This window comes from Nocardia sp. NBC_01503 (assembly GCF_036327755.1).
Lineage (GTDB): Bacteria > Actinomycetota > Actinomycetes > Mycobacteriales > Mycobacteriaceae > Nocardia.
Genome location: NZ_CP109596.1, coordinates 1587877 through 1605617 on the forward strand (window position 1 = coordinate 1587877; position 17741 = coordinate 1605617).

At 68.2% G+C, this 17741-nt stretch carries 8 protein-coding genes; 1 reads left to right on the forward strand and 7 read right to left on the reverse strand.

Features of this window, described 5'->3' with window-relative positions:
• Positions 1 to 9 precede the first annotated feature (9 nt).
• From OHB26_RS07235 to OHB26_RS07265, 7 genes are all read right to left on the reverse strand, one after another.
• Positions 10 to 3486 (reverse strand): non-ribosomal peptide synthetase, encoded by a 3477-nt coding sequence (locus tag OHB26_RS07235; protein ID WP_330183443.1) that lies wholly within the window; start codon positions 3484 to 3486, stop codon positions 10 to 12.
• A 218-nt stretch (positions 3487 to 3704) separates the two neighbouring features.
• Positions 3705 to 8426: a non-ribosomal peptide synthetase gene (locus OHB26_RS07240; RefSeq protein ID WP_330183444.1), complete on the reverse strand. Its 4722-nt coding sequence runs from the start codon at positions 8424 to 8426 to the stop codon at positions 3705 to 3707.
• Positions 8423 to 10111 (reverse strand): condensation domain-containing protein, encoded by a 1689-nt coding sequence (locus OHB26_RS07245; protein ID WP_330183445.1) that lies wholly within the window; start codon positions 10109 to 10111, stop codon positions 8423 to 8425. Before OHB26_RS07245 ends, OHB26_RS07240 begins: the two co-directional genes overlap by 4 nt.
• A gap of 28 nt (positions 10112 to 10139) precedes the next feature.
• Positions 10140 to 11108, reverse strand: a complete 969-nt coding sequence (locus OHB26_RS07250) for an ABC transporter substrate-binding protein (protein WP_330183446.1) — start codon at positions 11106 to 11108, stop codon at positions 10140 to 10142.
• Positions 11105 to 14728, reverse strand: a complete 3624-nt coding sequence (locus OHB26_RS07255) for a non-ribosomal peptide synthetase (RefSeq protein WP_330183447.1) — start codon at positions 14726 to 14728, stop codon at positions 11105 to 11107. The genes OHB26_RS07250 and OHB26_RS07255 overlap by 4 nt, the downstream gene beginning before the upstream one ends.
• Positions 14729 to 14739: 11 nt before the next feature.
• Complete coding sequence (locus tag OHB26_RS07260; protein ID WP_330183448.1) at positions 14740 to 15681, reverse strand: methionyl-tRNA formyltransferase; 942 nt, start codon at positions 15679 to 15681, stop codon at positions 14740 to 14742.
• 41 nt (positions 15682 to 15722) lie between these two features.
• Positions 15723 to 17024: a SidA/IucD/PvdA family monooxygenase gene (locus OHB26_RS07265; RefSeq protein ID WP_330185529.1), complete on the reverse strand. Its 1302-nt coding sequence runs from the start codon at positions 17022 to 17024 to the stop codon at positions 15723 to 15725.
• Positions 17025 to 17176: 152 nt separating this feature from the next.
• On the opposite strand from OHB26_RS07265, the gene OHB26_RS07270 reads away from it, so the two are divergent.
• Positions 17177 to 17650, forward strand: a complete 474-nt coding sequence (locus tag OHB26_RS07270) for a hypothetical protein (protein WP_330183449.1) — start codon at positions 17177 to 17179, stop codon at positions 17648 to 17650.
• Positions 17651 to 17741 lie beyond the last annotated feature (91 nt).

Below are 17741 nucleotides of genomic sequence, written 5' to 3' on the forward strand. Positions count from 1 at the left end.
GCGAACCGGTCAGCGCGCGGCGACCGGCTCCGGATTCGGGATCTCGGCGAGCTCGAGCAGAATGCGGGACACCTGGTCCAGCCGGTCCGGGGTGGGCTCCCCGGCCAGGAGTGCGGTGCAGATACCGCGCACGGTGCGGCCCTCCAGTACGGCGGTGACGCCGAACCGATCCAGGGCGAGCAGGCCGCGCAGTTTGGCGGTGAGGGTGGTGGCGAGAATCGAATTGCCGCCGACATCGAAGAAATCCGTTGCCACACCGAGCTTCTCGATACCCAGGACCATGGCGGCGATGTACTCCACAGCGGCCTCCAGCGCCGTCTCCGGGGCCAGGTAGGTGTCGCGAGCGGTATCGTCACCGGCCGCCACCATGCGGCCGATGGCGGCGCGATCCAGTTTGCCGTTGCCGGTCAACGGGATCACGGAGACCAGTTCCAGGATCTCGGGAATCATGTGCGCGGGCAGCAGGTCCCGTACACCGGTGCGTACGACCTCGGCGGAGATCGCGCCCTCGGCCGCGGCGACCGCGGCCAGACGGCCCGAATCCGTCACCAGGGCAACGGCTTCGCGGATCCCCGGCTGTGCTGCCAGGGCGGATTCGACCTCACCGAGCTCCACCCGGAAGCCGCGGATCTTCACCTGATGGTCGGCGCGGCCCAGGAAGTCCAGGGTGCCGTCGGGCAGGTAGCGGGCCATATCGCCGGTGCGGTACCAGCGCATACCGTCCACGGTGACGAAGCGGTCGGCGGTGCGCTCGGGATCGCCGCGGTAGCCGTCCGCGACGCTGACGCCGCCGATCCACAGTTCACCCGGAACCCAGTCCGGGCAGTCCTCGCCGCGCGAATTCACCACGCGGCAGCGCACATTCGCCATCGGGGTGCCGTACGGGACATTCGCGCGGTCGGACGGGTAGGCGTCGGTGATCTCGCAGACGGTGGAGTGGATGGCGGTCTCGGTGGTGCCGCCCAGACCCGCGAAGCGCACTCCGGGAACCAGCTCCCGGACGCGGTGGCCCTGTTGGGATTTCACCCGGTCACCGCCGGTGATGACCACTCGCACCGTGCGCAACTGCTCGGCGGTGGCGGTATCCAGCAGCATGGTGATCAGGCCGGGGGCGCAGTTCACCACCGTCACACCGGTTTCCGCGATCAGCCGGGTCCAGGCCACGGCATCGCGTTCGATATCCGCCTCGACCGCGACGACCGCACCGCCCAGGGAGAGCGGGGCGAAGATGTCGAAGACCGACAGGTCGAACTCGAGCGCCGAGAGACCGATGGTGTGATCGTCCGCGCCCAGATCGAAGTGGGTGATGATGGCGTCGATGGTGTTCGCCGCCGCGCGATGACTCACCTCCACACCCTTGGGTTCACCGGTCGAGCCCGAGGTGAACAACACATAGGCGACCGAATCGGCGGGCGCGATATGCGGTGCGTCCAGCCGCTCCCCCGCGACGGCATCGGCCAGTGGCAGCGCGGTCATCTGCTCAGGCAACTGCGCCGGAGCATCCACCAGCACCACCCGCGCACCGCCACGCTCCAGCATGCGATCGCGTCGCGCCCGCGGCTGCTCGGGGCTGATCGGCAGGTAGGTCGCGCCGGCCGCGAGCACACCCAGCACCGCCGGAATCTGCCTATGCCCCTTGGGAATCATGACCGCGACGGTGTCTCCGGGGCGCACTCCGGCATCGACCAGCGCGCGGCCCACCGATAGCGCCTGCCCAGCCAGCTCGCCATATGTGCGTTCGCCATGGCTCAACCAGCGCAGCGCGGGGCGGTCGGGGTGCCGGCGCGCCAGGGCGAAGAAGGCTTCGTGCAGCGTGCGGGGGCCGCCCAGTTCGAGGTCGGTGGAGTTGACGGCCTCGCGGACCGCCCGCTGAGCGGCAGGCAGGTCGATGGCGAGGTCGGCCTGCCAATCCGCGCCGTCGGCCACCAATCCGTCCAGGAGAGAACGGAATTCGGTGAACATGGCATCGGCGACCCCCTCGGGGAGAGCGTCGCGGCGCAGATCCCAGTTCACCAGGAATCCGCCATTGAGCTCTACGACCTGGGCATCCAGGTCGACCTGCGGACCCTGGGAGATGATCCACACCGGTGCGCCGAAGACGCTCAGCACCCGCTCGGAGAAGAGTTCGCCCAGATCCAGGCCGGAGGTGAAGACGACCGACGGGGTGACCGGCGCGCCGTGCAGGCGGCCCAGATCGCGCAGTACATCGAGGCCCTCGTAGACCGAATGCGCCGCGCAGGTGTGCAATTCGCGCTGGAGTCGCTTGGCGCGGTCCACCATGGATTCGCGGCGGGTGGCGTCCACGTCGACCAGGACCGAATTGGTGAAGTCGCCGACCACGCGGTCGATATCGTCGTGCAGCGGTTCACGGTTGAACAGCGGGACGTTCAGCAGGAAACGCTGCCGGGCCGACCAACGGGCAATCGCCTCGGAGAAGACGGTGGCCAGGGTGACCGCGGGCGTCACGCCGTGGCTGTGCGCGATCCGGTTCAGACGCCGGCGAGCCGCCGGATCGAACCAATGATGCAGGCGCACACTGCGACTCGGTTCGCGGCGCTCGGTCTCGGGCAGCACCGGCAGTGCGGGAATGCCGGGCAGATCACCCAGGCGAGCCGCCCACCACTCGCGATCGGCCGAATTATCAGGGGCCGCCTGCTCTTTCGCGGCCAGGTAGGCGCGGAAGGTGTAGTCGAGGGAATCGGCGAGGTCCGCATCGGTCTCGTAGAGCGTGGCCAGATCCTCGAGGATGCGGCGGTAGCTCTGCGCGTCGGCGGCGAGCATATCCACATCCACGTGCAGGCGATGCCCGCCGCCGGTCAGCAGAGACAGTGCGATATCGATGACCTGCCCGGCCGCCACATCCATGCGCTGATGACTCTTGTCCTGGCGCAGGCGTTCCAGCTCGGCGGCCTCGGAGTCGGCGTTGAGAGTGAGCGCCGCGAAGACCGGGCGCTGCGGTTCGGGCAGGGTCTGCTGGGTGCCGCTGTCGGTGAAGCGGGCGCGCAGCTGCTCATGCCGGCGCACCAGGCGGGTGACCGCACGGCGCAGGCGCTCTGGATCGAGACCGTTGCCGTCGAATTCGACGTACAGATGCGCGGCGACGCCACCGAGGGCCTGATCCTGACGACGGCCCATCCAGTAGGCGTGCTGCATGGTCGCGAGACCGAATTCATCCCCGGGCGTACCGGATTCGGTGCCGCCGAGGTCGGCGGGAGCCGCGACGGCCGAGGCATTTCCGGCTGCGACAGCTGTGGTGTCCTGGACCCGGCCCGCGAGCAGCAGGGCGGTCCAGGCTGCCAGGGTGGGTTCCAGGGCGAGGGCCGAGCTGCGGACCTCATACCCCTGCTTGCGCCACTTGGCGGAGAGTTGCATGAGCTTCATGGAGTGCATGCCGAGGCTGACGAGATCGTCGCCGTCACCGATCGATTCGGGGGCGACGTCCAGCGCCGCCGCCACGAGTGCGCGAATCCCAGCCTTGTCGAGCATCGAACTCCTCATCCTGCGAACGGGCCGCCTCCTATCGAGGCACCAAAGGTAGGCTTGCCTAACTTCAGAAGGATGTTAGCCCATGCTTACTAGCGTGGTGAAGGGGTGTGGTTTGGCTAACCTAAATACTTGAGTAAAACGCTCTGACAAGGGAATACGCCGAATGGGGTCCGCGAAAATGCCGCCGCGGACCCCTATCGCCCAAATTCTCGGATCGCTCAGGACCCCGCGAACTCGCTCAGCACCGCGGCCCAGCGCTCGGCGCGCGCATCCACCGCCAGACCATCCAGCACAGCCGTATTCACATCGAACTGCGCCACGAGCGACGGGCGACCGTCCCGCGGCACCACCGCGGTGGTGATATCCACGCTGAACCGCAGCGGCAGATCCGGATGCGCGGCCACACCGAACTCACCGGTGAACTCCGCCAGCGGCGCGGGCGACCAAGGGCCGGTGCCGAATCGCAGGACATCGAAACGGCCCAGGTGATTGATGCGCAATTGGCCGCGTGCGGCGAAGGTGCGCTCGGACAGGTCCGGCGTGTTCGATGCGGTATCCGCTCCCCTGCCGGACGGGTGCGCACCGGGTGTCCACTCCGCTGCCGCGCGCGGAACCAGGACCGTCTCCTCGACGGTGAACCAGCCGACTCGGCGGGAGTCGTCGTCATCCGGGCGGCCGTGCGATTCGCGGGTGATCGCGACCCGGCCACCGGCATCGGCGATATCCGGAAATGCGCGGGCACAGGCCAGAATCAGCGCGTCCTCCAGCGGGACGGTCGCCTGCGCGCAGGCGGCCAGGAGCTGCTCGGTGCGGTCCGGACCGAGCTCCACCACGCGCTGAGTGAGCTTGCCCGCGCGGTCCCGCGCCGGATCGGTGAGTTCACCGGCCAGGGGTGCGCCGAGGATCTCGGCACCGGAGGTGATTGTCGCCGTTGCGGTTTCACCGTATGGCTGCTCGTTCAGCGGTGCGTGGCCCTGATCGAGACGGCGCAGGTCATCGACCAGGATGAGCCAGGACACCACATCCACCGCGAGGTGATGGATGGACAGCAGTAGCCGAGGCTGCGGGCCGGAGAGGATTGTCGCGGCCGACATCAGACCCGCTTCCGGGTCCAGCCGGGCCACGGTGTCCGCCAGATACGTTGCGGGTGAACCGGTTCCGTCGGATTCACGCAGCCACATCGGATGCGGGGGCAGTTCCTCCACCCGCAGGGCGGGTACACCGTCGGAGTCCACGACCAGACGCGAACGCAGCGTCGGATGAGCGGTGGCGAGAGCCGAGATCCTGTCCGCGACGGCCGACGCGGTGGCGTCATCCGGGAGCGAAATCACCTGGGACTGTGCCAAATAGCGGTAGTCACCATTGCCGATGATCTCGCGGGCCAGGGCCGTGAGTGGGAGCAGCGCGCCCGCGGGCGTGACCTCCGCCTCCGCTCGCCCCTCCCCCGCCGCGGCGAGTTCGTCGAGGCGAGCCGCGAGCTCACGAAGATCGCCGGCCGCCAGCACATCTCGGGCCGCGACGTGGAAACCCACGCCGCGCAACCGGGATACGAGATCGATCACGCCGATACTGTCGATACCCAGATCCACCAGACTGTCGGTGATCGCCGGACCGGTGCCCGACGCACCCAGGGCGGAGATCACTCCCAGCAGGGCCCGCTCGGTTTCGGTGGCGGGCTCGCTCCCGCCGGATCCGACCACGGTCGCGGTGAGCAGGGCGGTGGCGGCGTGCACATCCAGTTTGTCATTGCGGTTCAACGGGATTTCCGGCACCGCGACGATGCGGGTGGGCACCAGGAAGCGCGGCAGGCGCTGGGCCATGGCCAGGCGCAACCGCGGCACCGGCACAGCGCTCACCACGAGTGCGCCCAGGCGGGTGCGACCGTTATCGGTGTAGGCCAGCACCGCCGCATGCTCGACACCGTCGAGTTCGCGCAGCACCACGGCGGCCTCATCGGGCTCCACGCGATAGCCGTTGATCTTGACCTGACTGTCGATACGGCCCTCGTAGACGACCGTGCCGTCGGTGGCGCGACGCACCAGATCGCCGGTGCGATAACGCCTTCCGAACGGGCCCGCTACGAACGCCGCAGCGGTTGTGGCCGGGCGGTTCAGGTAGCCCAGGGCCAGCTGCGGACCCGACAGGTACAGCTCGCCCAATCCACCCGGCGGCACCGGACGCAGCCGGTGATCGAGAATCTCGGCGGTCATACGGTCGAAGGTGCGCCCGATCGTCGGCGAATCATGTTCGTGCACATCGGCCATGAGCGCCTCGACCGTCGCCTCGGTCGGGCCGTAGAAGTTGATGACGCGGGTATCCGGCAGCGCACCGAGGCGCTTCCAGGTATCCGGATCGATGGCCTCGCCGCCCAGCGCGAGCACCGCCAGCGGGCAGTGCTCCACGCCATCACGCTCGGTGAAGAGTCCGAAAGCTATGAGGCGCGGCAACATCGACGGCGAGGTATCGAAAATGTCGATCCCGTGCCGGGTAATGGCCGCCGCGATCTGCTCGGCATCGGCGCGCGCCTGCTCCCCGAGCATGACCACGGTATGCCCGCTCAACAGGGCCACGGTCGGCTGCCACGCGGCGTCGAATCCCGTCGACCAGCCATGCCCGATCCGCAACCGCCGCCCGAGCCGCTCCGCCGCCGGGGCGAAGATCCGGCGCTCATGATTGGCCCAATGGCTCAACAGCGCGCCATGGGGTACCACAACACCTTTCGGGCGACCCGTGGTGCCGGAAGTGAAGATGACATAGAACGGCGTCACGGCTGACGTTTCTCGTGACCCCGATCGGGCCTGCCCGGTGACCAGCGGCACGCCCGGCGCGTCCGCGTCGACGGGGACTACGCCGTACGCCCCGCCGAACTGCTCACCTTCCAGCGCGGCAGTCCGCTCATCGGCGTCGCACGTCACCCGGTTCCCCGTTGTCTCGGCAGACTCCTCATCCACAGCGTCATCAGCCCGGCCGATCAGCCGCAGCTCACCGGTACCGCCGGGGACACCGTGCGCGAACCGCACGCCCTGTGCGCGGACCTGTACCAGCACATCCGACAGATCTTCGGCAGCGAGCACCAGACGCGCGCCGGAGGTCTCCAGGAGATACACGAGCCGATCGGGTGGAGTACCCGGATCGACGTGCACACAGACACCACCCGCATGCGCAATGGCGAAGGGCGCGTGCAACACTCGGCGATCACGCGGGAGCACAACGGCCACAGCGTCACCTGCGTACACTCCACTCGCCCGCAATCGCATAGCGAGAGTTCTTACCGCCGAGCCGAATTCGGCGAAGGTGTGCTCGCCCTCGGTATCGATCACCGCGACGGCGGCGGAGCGGTCTGCCGTAGCAAGAAGAACGTCGGAGACCAGCGCGGTGCCCATGTCGAGGGCGAGGGAGCCTTCCTCCTCGGCGGAGATTCGCCCCGTCATTCCGGCGTGCTTTCGGCCGGAATCCACAGCGTTCTGTGGGAGTACGTCGGGTGTGGATCCCGGCCAAACCCGTGCCGGGATGACGGCGGTGGACGCGTCCAGCTCGCCAGGGCGCACACTCGACCGCGTAGCGATCACGTCCGGCCGCCCGAGGTTCACGTCCAACTGCTCACGGATCACAACCGGAGGGATGGAGTGTTCGGTGGCCAGGGCGGCGGGTTCGTCGTCGAGGAGTAGGGAGACGGCGGTGGCGGTTTCGGTGTCCACCAGGCGGTGGACGACGGCGAGCATGCGGCGGGCCAGGCGGTCGGGGTCGAAGCGGGAGACCAGGTCCGGGCGGATTTCTACGCGGGTGATGAGTTCGCCGTGCTCCAGGACCGGGACCACCGCTATCGGGTAGTGGCTGGGGGAATCCACGCGGCGGGGCAGCAGGCGCGCGCCGTTGCCCATGGGCATGTCGGCGGTGACCGCGCCGAGAGGGGTGTTCTCGAAGACCAGGAGGGTGTCGAAGAGTTGGTTGCCGCCGGTGTGGCGGGTGATTTCGGCTATGCCCAGGTATTCGTGGGCACGGAGTTGGGCCACCTCGCGCTGAAGGGCGGTGCCGATTTCGGCGGGGGTGCGGTCATCCAGGCGGACTCGGACGGGGATGGTGGTGACGAGGGCGCCCACCAGGCGTTCGGCATTGGGGAGGGAGGCGTCGCGACCGGAGGTGGTTTGGCCGAAGACCACATCGTCGCGGCCGGTCAGGCCGGAAAGGACTCGGGCCCAAGCCATTTGGAGAACCGTATTGAGGGTCAGTCCTTGGCCGCGAGCCCACGTGGTTACGCGTTCGGTCTCGTCGCGGTCGAAGCGCGCCTGTCCCAGGACCGGAATATCGGCGGGCGCGGGGGCCGCCAGCATGGACATCGGAGCGAGGCCGTCCAGAGCATTCGTCCACGCCCGGATGGAGGCGGCCGTATCGCGGCTAGCCAACCAGGCGGCGTGCTCACGCAGCGGCGGGGCGGGCGGCAGGCTCGCACCCGAACCACTGTGCAGGGCAATGAGATCCGCGAACAGCAGTGGGATGGACCAGCCATCGATAATGATGTGATGGGCGGTGCAGACCAGTTCGTAGGCATCTTCGCCGACCCGGGCGGCGGTAACCCGGAACAGCGGGCCTCGATCCAGGTCGATGCGGCGGCGGCCCTCATCCCGATACAGCTGCCGCGCAGCGGCTTCCGAATCGGCGGCGGAGCGCAGATCCAGTTCACGCCAGCCGATCCGGCCTTCGGTGGTGGTGACCAGCACCGGATGCGGCAGTCCGTCGGTCACGACCGCGCCACCCAGATGCGGGTAGCGCTTCAGGAGGCCGTCGAAAGCCCTTCGCAGCGTGGATAGTTCGGCCAAGCCTTCGATCCGGACCGCGAAGGTGACCAGGTACGGGTCGACCGCGCCCGAGGCGACACTGACCGAATACAGGCCGCGCTGCAGCGGAGACAGCGCGACGACATCGAGAATCCGCACGCTCACCGGGCAGCGAGCTTTCCGGCCAGCGCGTTCAACGCGGCCGCGTCCAGTCCGGAGGCGGCCAGCGGAGCCACCTCGACGGCGGGCGCGACAGGCTCCGAAGCGCCTTCGGCGGTGAGGTTCTCGGCCATCTCGTAGACGGCGGGGAACTCGAACACCTGCTGCACATCCAGGATGTGCCCCCGTTCGGCGAGCACGGTGACGAAGCGCAGCGCGGCCACACTGTCACCGCCGAGTGCGAAGAAGTTGTCCTCGCGGCCGACCTCGTCATCCTCATCCAAGCCCAGAATCTCGCGCAGTGCCGCGGCGATGGCGCGCTCCGCATCGGTCTGCGGCGGGCCGCCGAGACCGGAGATGGCGAACGGATCCAGGTCCAAGGAGTCGTCGTCCGAGCTGAACCAGCCGCACGGCGTCACCTCGTCCGCCGCATCCGGCACGGAATCCGGTGCGGCCGACCAGGATTCGAGGGTCCGCAGCAGCAGACGAGCGAAGGCGTCCACCGCGTGGCGGCGGGACAGCTCCTCGGCCAGATCGACGGTCACGGTCCAGCCGCGCTCGGTCACCACCGCGTCCACGATCAGGTCCACACCATGCGGGCGGGCCACCGCGCGAGCGATCTCACGCACCGTGCCGCCCTCGGCGGCGAACTCCAGCACACCCGCGCGCACCCCGGCGAGCACCTGGAACAGACCGCCCTGGGCCGCCCCGCCCGGGCCACGCAGTTGATGCGTGAGCCGCTCGATCCGGGTACCGGCGTGCGCGCGAGCCCGCGCCAGCAACGCGGCGGTCGCGGCCACGGACTGCCCCGGCGTGCTACCGCGGTTCGAATCAACTCGCAGCACCAGATAATTGGCGAAGTTGCCGAGAACCGGCAGGGCAGCTTCGGTCCGCGCCTCATCGGCGACCCCGATCGGCACGTCCTCGCCCGCACCGAGTTCCCGCAGCGCTCCGGCGACCAGGGCGGTCAGCACGGCGGCGGGTTCGACAATGGGCACGGCGACAGCCGACGCGAGCACGTTCAAGGCATCGGCGGGCAGCTCGACGACGGCACGCGCGCTACGCGGGGTGGCCGGACGCGAGCCGATCAGCAGCAGCTGGTCGGGAAGGCTCGCGAGCCGCTCGGTCCAGAAGGCCAGCGAATCATCCGCTGCGGCCAGGGATTTCAGCTGATCGGCGGTGAAATCGCGGTACTGTGCCACAGCCTGCACCGGATCGGCGGAGCAGAGCTGGACTGCCAGCAGATCCAGGGTGCGGTCGTCGGCGGCGACCGGATGCGCGGCGATCGAGAGCACCGCGCGGTCGGACAGGCGGTAGACGCGCAGGCGGATCGACGGGTCACGGGTCAGATCGAAGGTGTGACCGGCATCGGTCATGAGTGCGGGAGCCAGTGCGGCTTCGCCGATTTCGACACCGACGGCCGCGATTTCCGGGGCGGCCTCGACTCGCTGATACGGCACCCGGCGGTCATCCGGGTAGACCGCGCGCAGGACCTCGTGCGCGGCGAACACTTCGGCCGCCCGCGCCACCACACCGTCGGCGAGCGCGGCCGGAATCTCCAGTGCCAGGTATACATTGGCGGCCGCGGTGCGTGCCAACCGCTCCGGCAGCAGCGCCGCCTGTTGTGCCGGGGAGAGTGGCAGGCCACGCTCGGATCGAGCCGGTGCCGCGGTACGGGTTTCGAGAGTCATGACGTGAGGTCCTTCCTGCTACCGGCTGCTAGCTACCGGCGATATTCGCGAACGCCGGTTCCAGCTTCTCCAGCACGTACGGCACCGACAGCGCGGTCGGCTGATTGATGGCATTGATGGCGACCACATCCACGAACGAGATACCGCCGTGCCGGACCGCCGGGAGCTCGTTGTAGCCGGGCAGCTCCTTGAACTTCGCCTCCAGGCTGGGCATCGCACCACAGACCAGCAGGTCGGAGGTCAAGTCGCTCAGGCGCTCCGGGGACAGCGCCAGCCGCCCACCGGACGGGGCCTGTTCGACGATGTTCGCCGGAATGGTCATTCCCAAGCGGGTGAAGACCTGCGCGGAACCGTCCTTCGGATCGGCCAGCACCATCAACTGCGCGGGACCGGTCAACATGCAGGTCAGGAAGGTCTTACCCGTCAGGCCCGGATGCCTGGCACCCACCGCGTCGATCTTGCCGTCCACCTCGGCGATGACCTGCGCCGCCTCGGGCTCCTTGCGCAGCACCTTGCCCAGCGCGGTCACCTGGTCCTGCCACGGATCGATCTGCGCGCTCGACAGCGAATCGATGGTGGGGGCCAGTTTGGACAGCTTGTCGTACATGGTGCGATCGGCCATGAAGGCCGGGGCCAGAATCAGATCCGGCTCCAACGCGGCGATCTGCTCCACATAGTCACCGGTGGCCTCGATGCGCTTGGCGGAGTCCGGAATCGCGGGCTCCCACGGCACCTTGGTCGAGGCGGTCAGGCCCGGCACCAGATAGCCGACCGGGGTCACGCCCAGCGCCAGCGCGGCATCGAACCACTGCGGGCCGAGCGTCACCACGCGCTTGGGAGTGCCGTCGATGACGGTCTCACCCATGACGTGCTCGATCGTCACCGAACCGGAGCCGTCGCCGCCACCGTCACTCGAACCGCAGGCGGCGGTGCCGACCACCAAACCCAGTGCCAGCAGGCCCAATCCGGCTCTGCGCCACAAACCTCGGGTGTTCACTCGTGTTGCTCCTTGTCTCGGGCGGTCGCCTCCAGCACCGCGGCCAAACCACGTACCGACGGGGTGTCGAAGACCGCGCGCACGTCGATCTCGAATCCGAACTCGGCGCGAATCCGCGTCACCAACTGATTGGCCAGCAGCGAATGGCCGCCCAGTTCGAAGAAGGAGTCGTCCGCGCCTATGCGGTCGATGCCGAACAACCGGCCGTACAGGGCGGCCAGGCGAATCTCGGCGGCGGTCACCGGTTCTCGGTACGGACGGGTGGTCAGGCGGACCGGGTCCGGGAGGGCGCGGCGGTCCAGCTTGCCGTGCTCGGTCAGCGGAATCGTGTCGATCACCGCGTAGGCGGTGGGGACCAGGTACTCCGGGAGGGTTGCGGCGGCGTGCGCTCGGACCGTATCCAGCTCCGGCGCGGTCGATTCGGGGACGATGTAGGCGGCCAGCAGGGGTCCGGACCCGGCATCGCCGACCACCGCCACCACACAGTCGCGAATCTCCGGATGCGTGTTGAGCGCGGCCTGCACCTCACCCGGTTCGATGCGGTAGCCGCGCACCTTCACCTGTTCGTCGGCGCGGCCGACGAACTCGACGGCACCCGCGAGATTGCGGCGCGCCAGATCACCGGTGCGGTACAGGCGCGCACCCGGGGTGAACGGATCGGCGATGAATCGCTCCGCCGTGGCCGGGCCGCGATCCAGGTAGCCGCGCGCCAATTGCGGTCCACCCAAATAGATTTCGCCGACAACACCGGGCGGCACCAGGTGCAGGCGCTCATCGAGCAGATACAGATCCACATTGCGGTTCGGGTGACCGATCGGCACGATGCGATTGCCCTGCGGGCCCTCCACCGGCATATGTGTGGCGCTGACCACGGCCTCGGTCGGGCCGTAGTGATTGCGCAGCTCGGCATCCAGCACACCGGCGAAGCGGTCGGCGACCTCACCCGGCAGCGCCTCACCACCCACCGGTACCAAACGCAGTGTGCGCCAGGCACTCACCTGCGGCAGCGACAGGAAGGTGCGCAGCAGCGACGGCACCATATGCAGCACCGTCACGCCGTACCGGGTCACCAGATCCGCGATGTACGCCAGATCGGTGAACCCAGCCGGGCGCGGAATGATCAGGCGCGCACCGAGAGTCAGCGTTACGAAGACATCCAGCAGCGAGGCGTCGAAACTCACCGAGGAGGATTGCAGCAACCGATCATCGGCGGTCATCCCCCACTGCGCCCGGAAACCGAGCAGGTGATCGGCGATCGCGACATGCTCGACCGGAACGCCCTTGGGGCGACCGGTCGAACCGGAGGTGTAGATGACATACGCCAGGTTGCCAGGCCGGAGCGGCCGCACGCGGTCCGTCTCGAACGGATCATGCTCCGGCGCAGCGGAAGCCACCGATTCCGCCGCCTCCAACTCGACCCGCCCCAGCACCAGGCGCGGGCGGGCATCGGCGATCAGATAGTCGATCCGCTCATCCGGATAAGCCGGATCGATAGGCAGATACGCCGCCCCGGACTTGAGCACGCCCAGCACCGCCACCACGAACTCCACCGAGTTCGACAGCCGCAGCGCGACGATGTCCTCGGTACCGAGTCCCCGCCCGATCAGCCAGTGCGCCAACCGATTGGCGCGCCGGTTCAGCTCGCCGTAGGTCAGCTCGACCTCGGGGAGAGTCACATCGCCGACCACCCGAGCGGGAGCCACCAGTGCCGTCGCCTGCGGCGCGGTCAACACCCGTTCCTCGAACAACGCCACCATCGTGGTCGCCGGGGCCGACCGCCGCTCACCACGCGAAAGCTCCAGCAACCGAGCGTGTTCGGCCGCGTCCAGCAGATCCAACTCACCGATGCGGCGCTCCGGCGCGGCCGTGGCAACGGTCAACAACCGCAGATAGTGGGTGAGCATTTGCTCGACGAATCCGGATGCGAAGCGCCCGGCCTGATACTCGGCCTCCACATACGCGCCCGCACTGTCACGAACCACGGTGAACCGCAGTGGCACTCGCGGCGCGGGACTACCGAGCTCCAAACGCGCCACGGTCACCCCGTCGAGCACCGGACCGACCGGAGCGGTACGCACCCCGAAACCGAGCCGAACCAATTGGTCCAGCCCATCCCGATCCCCGGTCCGCTCCGGATTGACAGTCGCCACCACCCGGTCGATGCCGACCGCCCGATGCTCATGCGCCCGAACCCGGGAATCCCGCACAGCGGCAACGAATTCAGCGAAGGTCCACCGATCATCGAGGGCAGCACGCAGCAGCACGGTATTGCCGAAGTAGCCGATCGGCGCATCCGGGCGATCCGGCAGCGCCTCCCCCTCGCGCGTCGAAACCGGCGCGGACACGAGAAAGTCGGCAGTCCCGGTGTACCGGCACATCAGCACCTCGAAGGCCGCCAGCAATACCGACTCGAGCGGCCGCCCTTCACCATCCCCCGACCCGAAGGGCGACGCGCCGGGACGACGCGGTGCAGCCGCAGGGCGGTGACGGGGTGCAGCCGCAGTGTCAGGCCCGGCGGCATGGAACCGGACCGCGAAATCTTCCACGGCCGAGACCAATTCGGCAGGTAGCTCGCGCACAACCCGGCGCGCCGAAACAGATCGGGGCGACATCGCGGCATGGCCCGGCAGTTCGAGCGGTTCGGGCAGCGGCGACAACTCCGACCGCCAGAACTCGACGCCCGCGTCATCCATACCGACCGCGCATACTCCCCGATCATCGGAGTACGGCAGCGACATCACGCCCGTGGTGGTCGAATCCGCAGCGTCGACGATCGCGGCACTTGCAGTCGTACCGTGCGAGGCAGCAGCCCTCGCGTGCACAGCGTCCGAAGGCGGTGCGATGGAGTTCGATGCACCGACAGCCAGATCGGCGTACTGGATCGCGGGAGCGGCGGGGAGTCGGCCGTTGTAGGCGGCGGCCAGATCGCGGGCGAAGATGTCCCAGGATTCGTCGTCCCAGCACAGGGCGTGGGCTACCAGGGCGAAGACGTATTCATCAGCGCCGGTGCGGATCAGGGCGAACCGGATGGGAGGCGCTGCGACCGGGGCGAAGGGTTCGCCGAGGATACGGCGGATCAGGACTTCCGCGCGGCGGGATCGGCTCGTCGACGGTAGGTCGGCGAGATCGGCTTCCTGCCAAGCGCATTCGCTATCGGCGAGCACGGACTGGAAGAGCTCACCGTCCGCGCCGGCACCGTAGACGGTGCGCAGAATGTCGTGCCGTGCCACCACTTCGCCCACCGCCGCGCGCAAAAGCGCGGCGTCCAGGTCACCGGTCAGCCGGTAGGAGATGCCGACATTCAGGTCGGCATTCGACGGATCGCGATGCTGGAGGAACCAGGCGCGACGCTGTCCGGGCGACAGGGGTCGGCGAACGACGAGAGCGGAACCCCGTCGCCCGGCCCGATCAGCTGAATTCCCCTCCGCCACCGCCTCTTCGGACACACGCGCAGCCAAGGCTGAGAACGTGGCGGAGTCCCTTTCGGCCACGACACCGGGGACCGAATTCCCCTCGGCCGCACCGCCGTCGGCTGCGGTCCCCTCGGCGGCATCGCGGTCGGCTACGGTCCCCTCGGCGGCATCGCCGTCGGCCGTGGTCCCGTCGGGTGCGGTGGACATGGCACGGGTTCTCATTCGGGTGAATCGGTGAGATAGCCGCCGCGTACGAAGAATTCGGCGCCGTCGTGCTCGATGCCGTCGGCGGTGCGAACGCGGGTGATCACCAGGGCATGGTTGTTGCCGCGCACCGGGTTCGGACCGCAGACGACCGCGCCGCCGCCCTCCTGGACGATGACCCGGCCCGCGGTGCCGCCGTAGCGGGCCTCGGAGATGGTGGCGGCGAGAATTTCGATGCGCTCACCGCGGTAGTGCGAGAAGGCGCGGGGGTATGGCTCGGAGAGGGCGCGTACGAAACGCTCCAGATCTACCGCGTCCCAGGCGAAGTCGACTCGGCTGTCGCAGTCGGAGCGCTTGTGAAAGTAGGTGCGGTCCGCCTTGTTCTGCGGCCTCCACCGCGCGGTGCCGTCGGTCAGCGCCGCCAGGGCCTCGTGCACCGCGCCCGGAATCAACTCCATTCCGGCGAGCACGAGTTCGGTGCCGGTGGCTCCGGCGGGAATGGGCAGCTTGTGCTGGACCAGGATGTCGCCGGTGTCCAACTGCTCGTCCATCCGGTGCACGGTGAGGCCGAATTCCGCACTGCCACTGATCAATGCCCACAGCACCGGGGAGAAGCCGGTGAACTTGGGCAGCAGTGAGTCGTGCAGGTTGAGCGTGCCGAACGGCGGCAGTTTGTACAGCTCGGGCGGCATCCAGGTGTACCAGCTGTTCACCACGATCACATCGGGTTCGGCCCGCTTGACCAGGTCGATCGTCTCGGCGTCGGCGCGCTCGGTGAGGTGCACCGCAATACCGTGCTCGCGAGCCAGCTCCTCGACCGAATCGTTCCAGATCGCCTTGTAGGACGACTCGCTGGCCGGATGGGTGACCGCGAGTACCACCTCGTGCTCCGAATCGATCAGGGCCGCAAGGGTTTTGCGCCCCCACGTCTGGAAGCCGAACGACACGATACGCATTGAACCGAACCTCATCTCCTCTTAAGTAAGGCTAGCCTAGCCTACTTTCTGGCTCGTGCGTGCTCCACCCGTCCCACCGCGACCCGACTGGCAACCTCCGAGCCATCGACCGCCGGTCGCAGCACCCGATCCGAAAGTTCGCCCAGGCAGCTCAAATTCGGGAAGCCCGGCCCCTGCGTCAGCGCGGCCAGATTCGGCAGGTAGAGCTTGGCCTCCAGATTCGATACGGCCAGGTCATAGCCGACCGCCGCCTCGATCCGGGCCTGTGTCGGCGGACCACCCACCGCCAGCTCCAGCAGATCCGCGGCATCGGTATCGAACAGATCCAGGAACCACAGCGGCTGACCGCCGGTCGCGTCCACCACCAGATCGAAGACGTGCAGTTCATCGGCGCGCGGCGCGTTGCGCAGGGTCAGCTCGACCCCCGCACCGGATTCCCGCACCCGCGTCACCCGGCCCTGCAGATGATGAACCCGGTTGTCCCCCAACAGACTCTCCTGCACCCGCACCGAGAACACCCCGCGATCGGTCCGGCGGATCACATCGCGGCGCTGCTCCAGACTCAACCCCGCCCACCGGCCCGGATCGCTGTACAGCGCGTTCTCGAAGTAGCTCTCACCACGGGTGTAGAGCGTGGGCATCGGCGAGATCACCGAGACCGTCAGCATCTCGTGGGCAACCAGCTCGTCCAGCGCCGAACCCGCGGTCTCACCGCCGCCGATCACCGCTACCCGCGAGGAGACCGGCAACGCGCGTCGGCCCGCCAACTCCCAGAAGTCGGCGATGCTCAACACCTTCGGATGCCCGGCCAGCGCCCGCGAGCTGCGCCCAGGACCCGTGATCATCAGCTCATCGGCGTCCAACAGGGTGACCACACCGTCGGAGCCGGTCACCGAGATCAGCCAGCCGTCGGCCGCCGGTGCGATCGAACTCACCCGGCCCCGAACCAATTCCAGATCGATGCGGTGCCCGACCCACTGCAGATACTTGGCCCACACATGATGCTGCGGACTGGGCCGGCCGCGATCGATCCACTCCGCGTAACCGCCCTGATCGACCAGGAACGAAGGCCAGCTGAAGGCGTGCATGGCCTCGTTGATCTCACGATTGCGGCCGCGGGCCCAGGTGGAGTGGTACGGGAAGCCCACATCCTTCTCCGGGCTGGTGCCGAGGCGATGACGGCCGTCGGTCCAGCCACCACTGGGCAGCCAGTTGCCGCCCACCGCATGCGGCTCCACCACCACCACGCGCGGTGCGGGCAGGCCGAGTCGTTGCAGGACATGCGCTTTCGCGGCTACCGCGAGGGCTTTCGGGCCCGCGCCGACGACCAGCAGAGTCTTCACCGGGTTCACACTCACTTTCCTCCGCAACCGCTCGGCGATCGCGTCACAGCAACCAAGGTCCCCTCCCATGTTTGCATAGGCTTACCTTATATTGCTTGGGTACCGCTTGGGCAACGCCCGCGGCCCACCGAAGTGAACGATTGGATGAATACATGATCAGCACCACCCGAAAGAAGCTGGGAGCAGCGGTTTTCGCCGCAGCGGCGGTTATCGGCGGGATCAATGTGGCGACTGTCGCACCGGCCCAGGCCGCCCCGATCGTCGCACCGGTCCGCACCGCACAGCCGGGCCTGGGCGACCTGCAGTCCAAGCTGCGACTGGCACTGAATCCGGGTGCGTCCCGCTCGGCCCGCGCCGCGGAACTCGAAGCGGGAGAAGCCGGTCTGCCGCTGCTCGATCAGGTCGGCAGCGTGATCAATACGGTTCCGAGCCTGCGCTGGACACTCGCCGGACCGGTCGCACAGAACGGCGACACCCTCACCGCCAACCTGCAGGTCACCGTCGACGGCTACGGCACCTTCCCGAATATCGAGATGGCGTGGCGCGAGATCGACGGCACCTGGAAGCTGACCCGCGAATCGGAGTGCTCGGTCGCGTACTACGCGGGACAGTCCTGCAACCTGTGATTCTCGGCCTCGTATGAGTCTGTAATTCACTGCACGGCAACGCGAAGCCCCGGGTATTCCATGGAATACCCGGGGTTGACCCATATTTCAC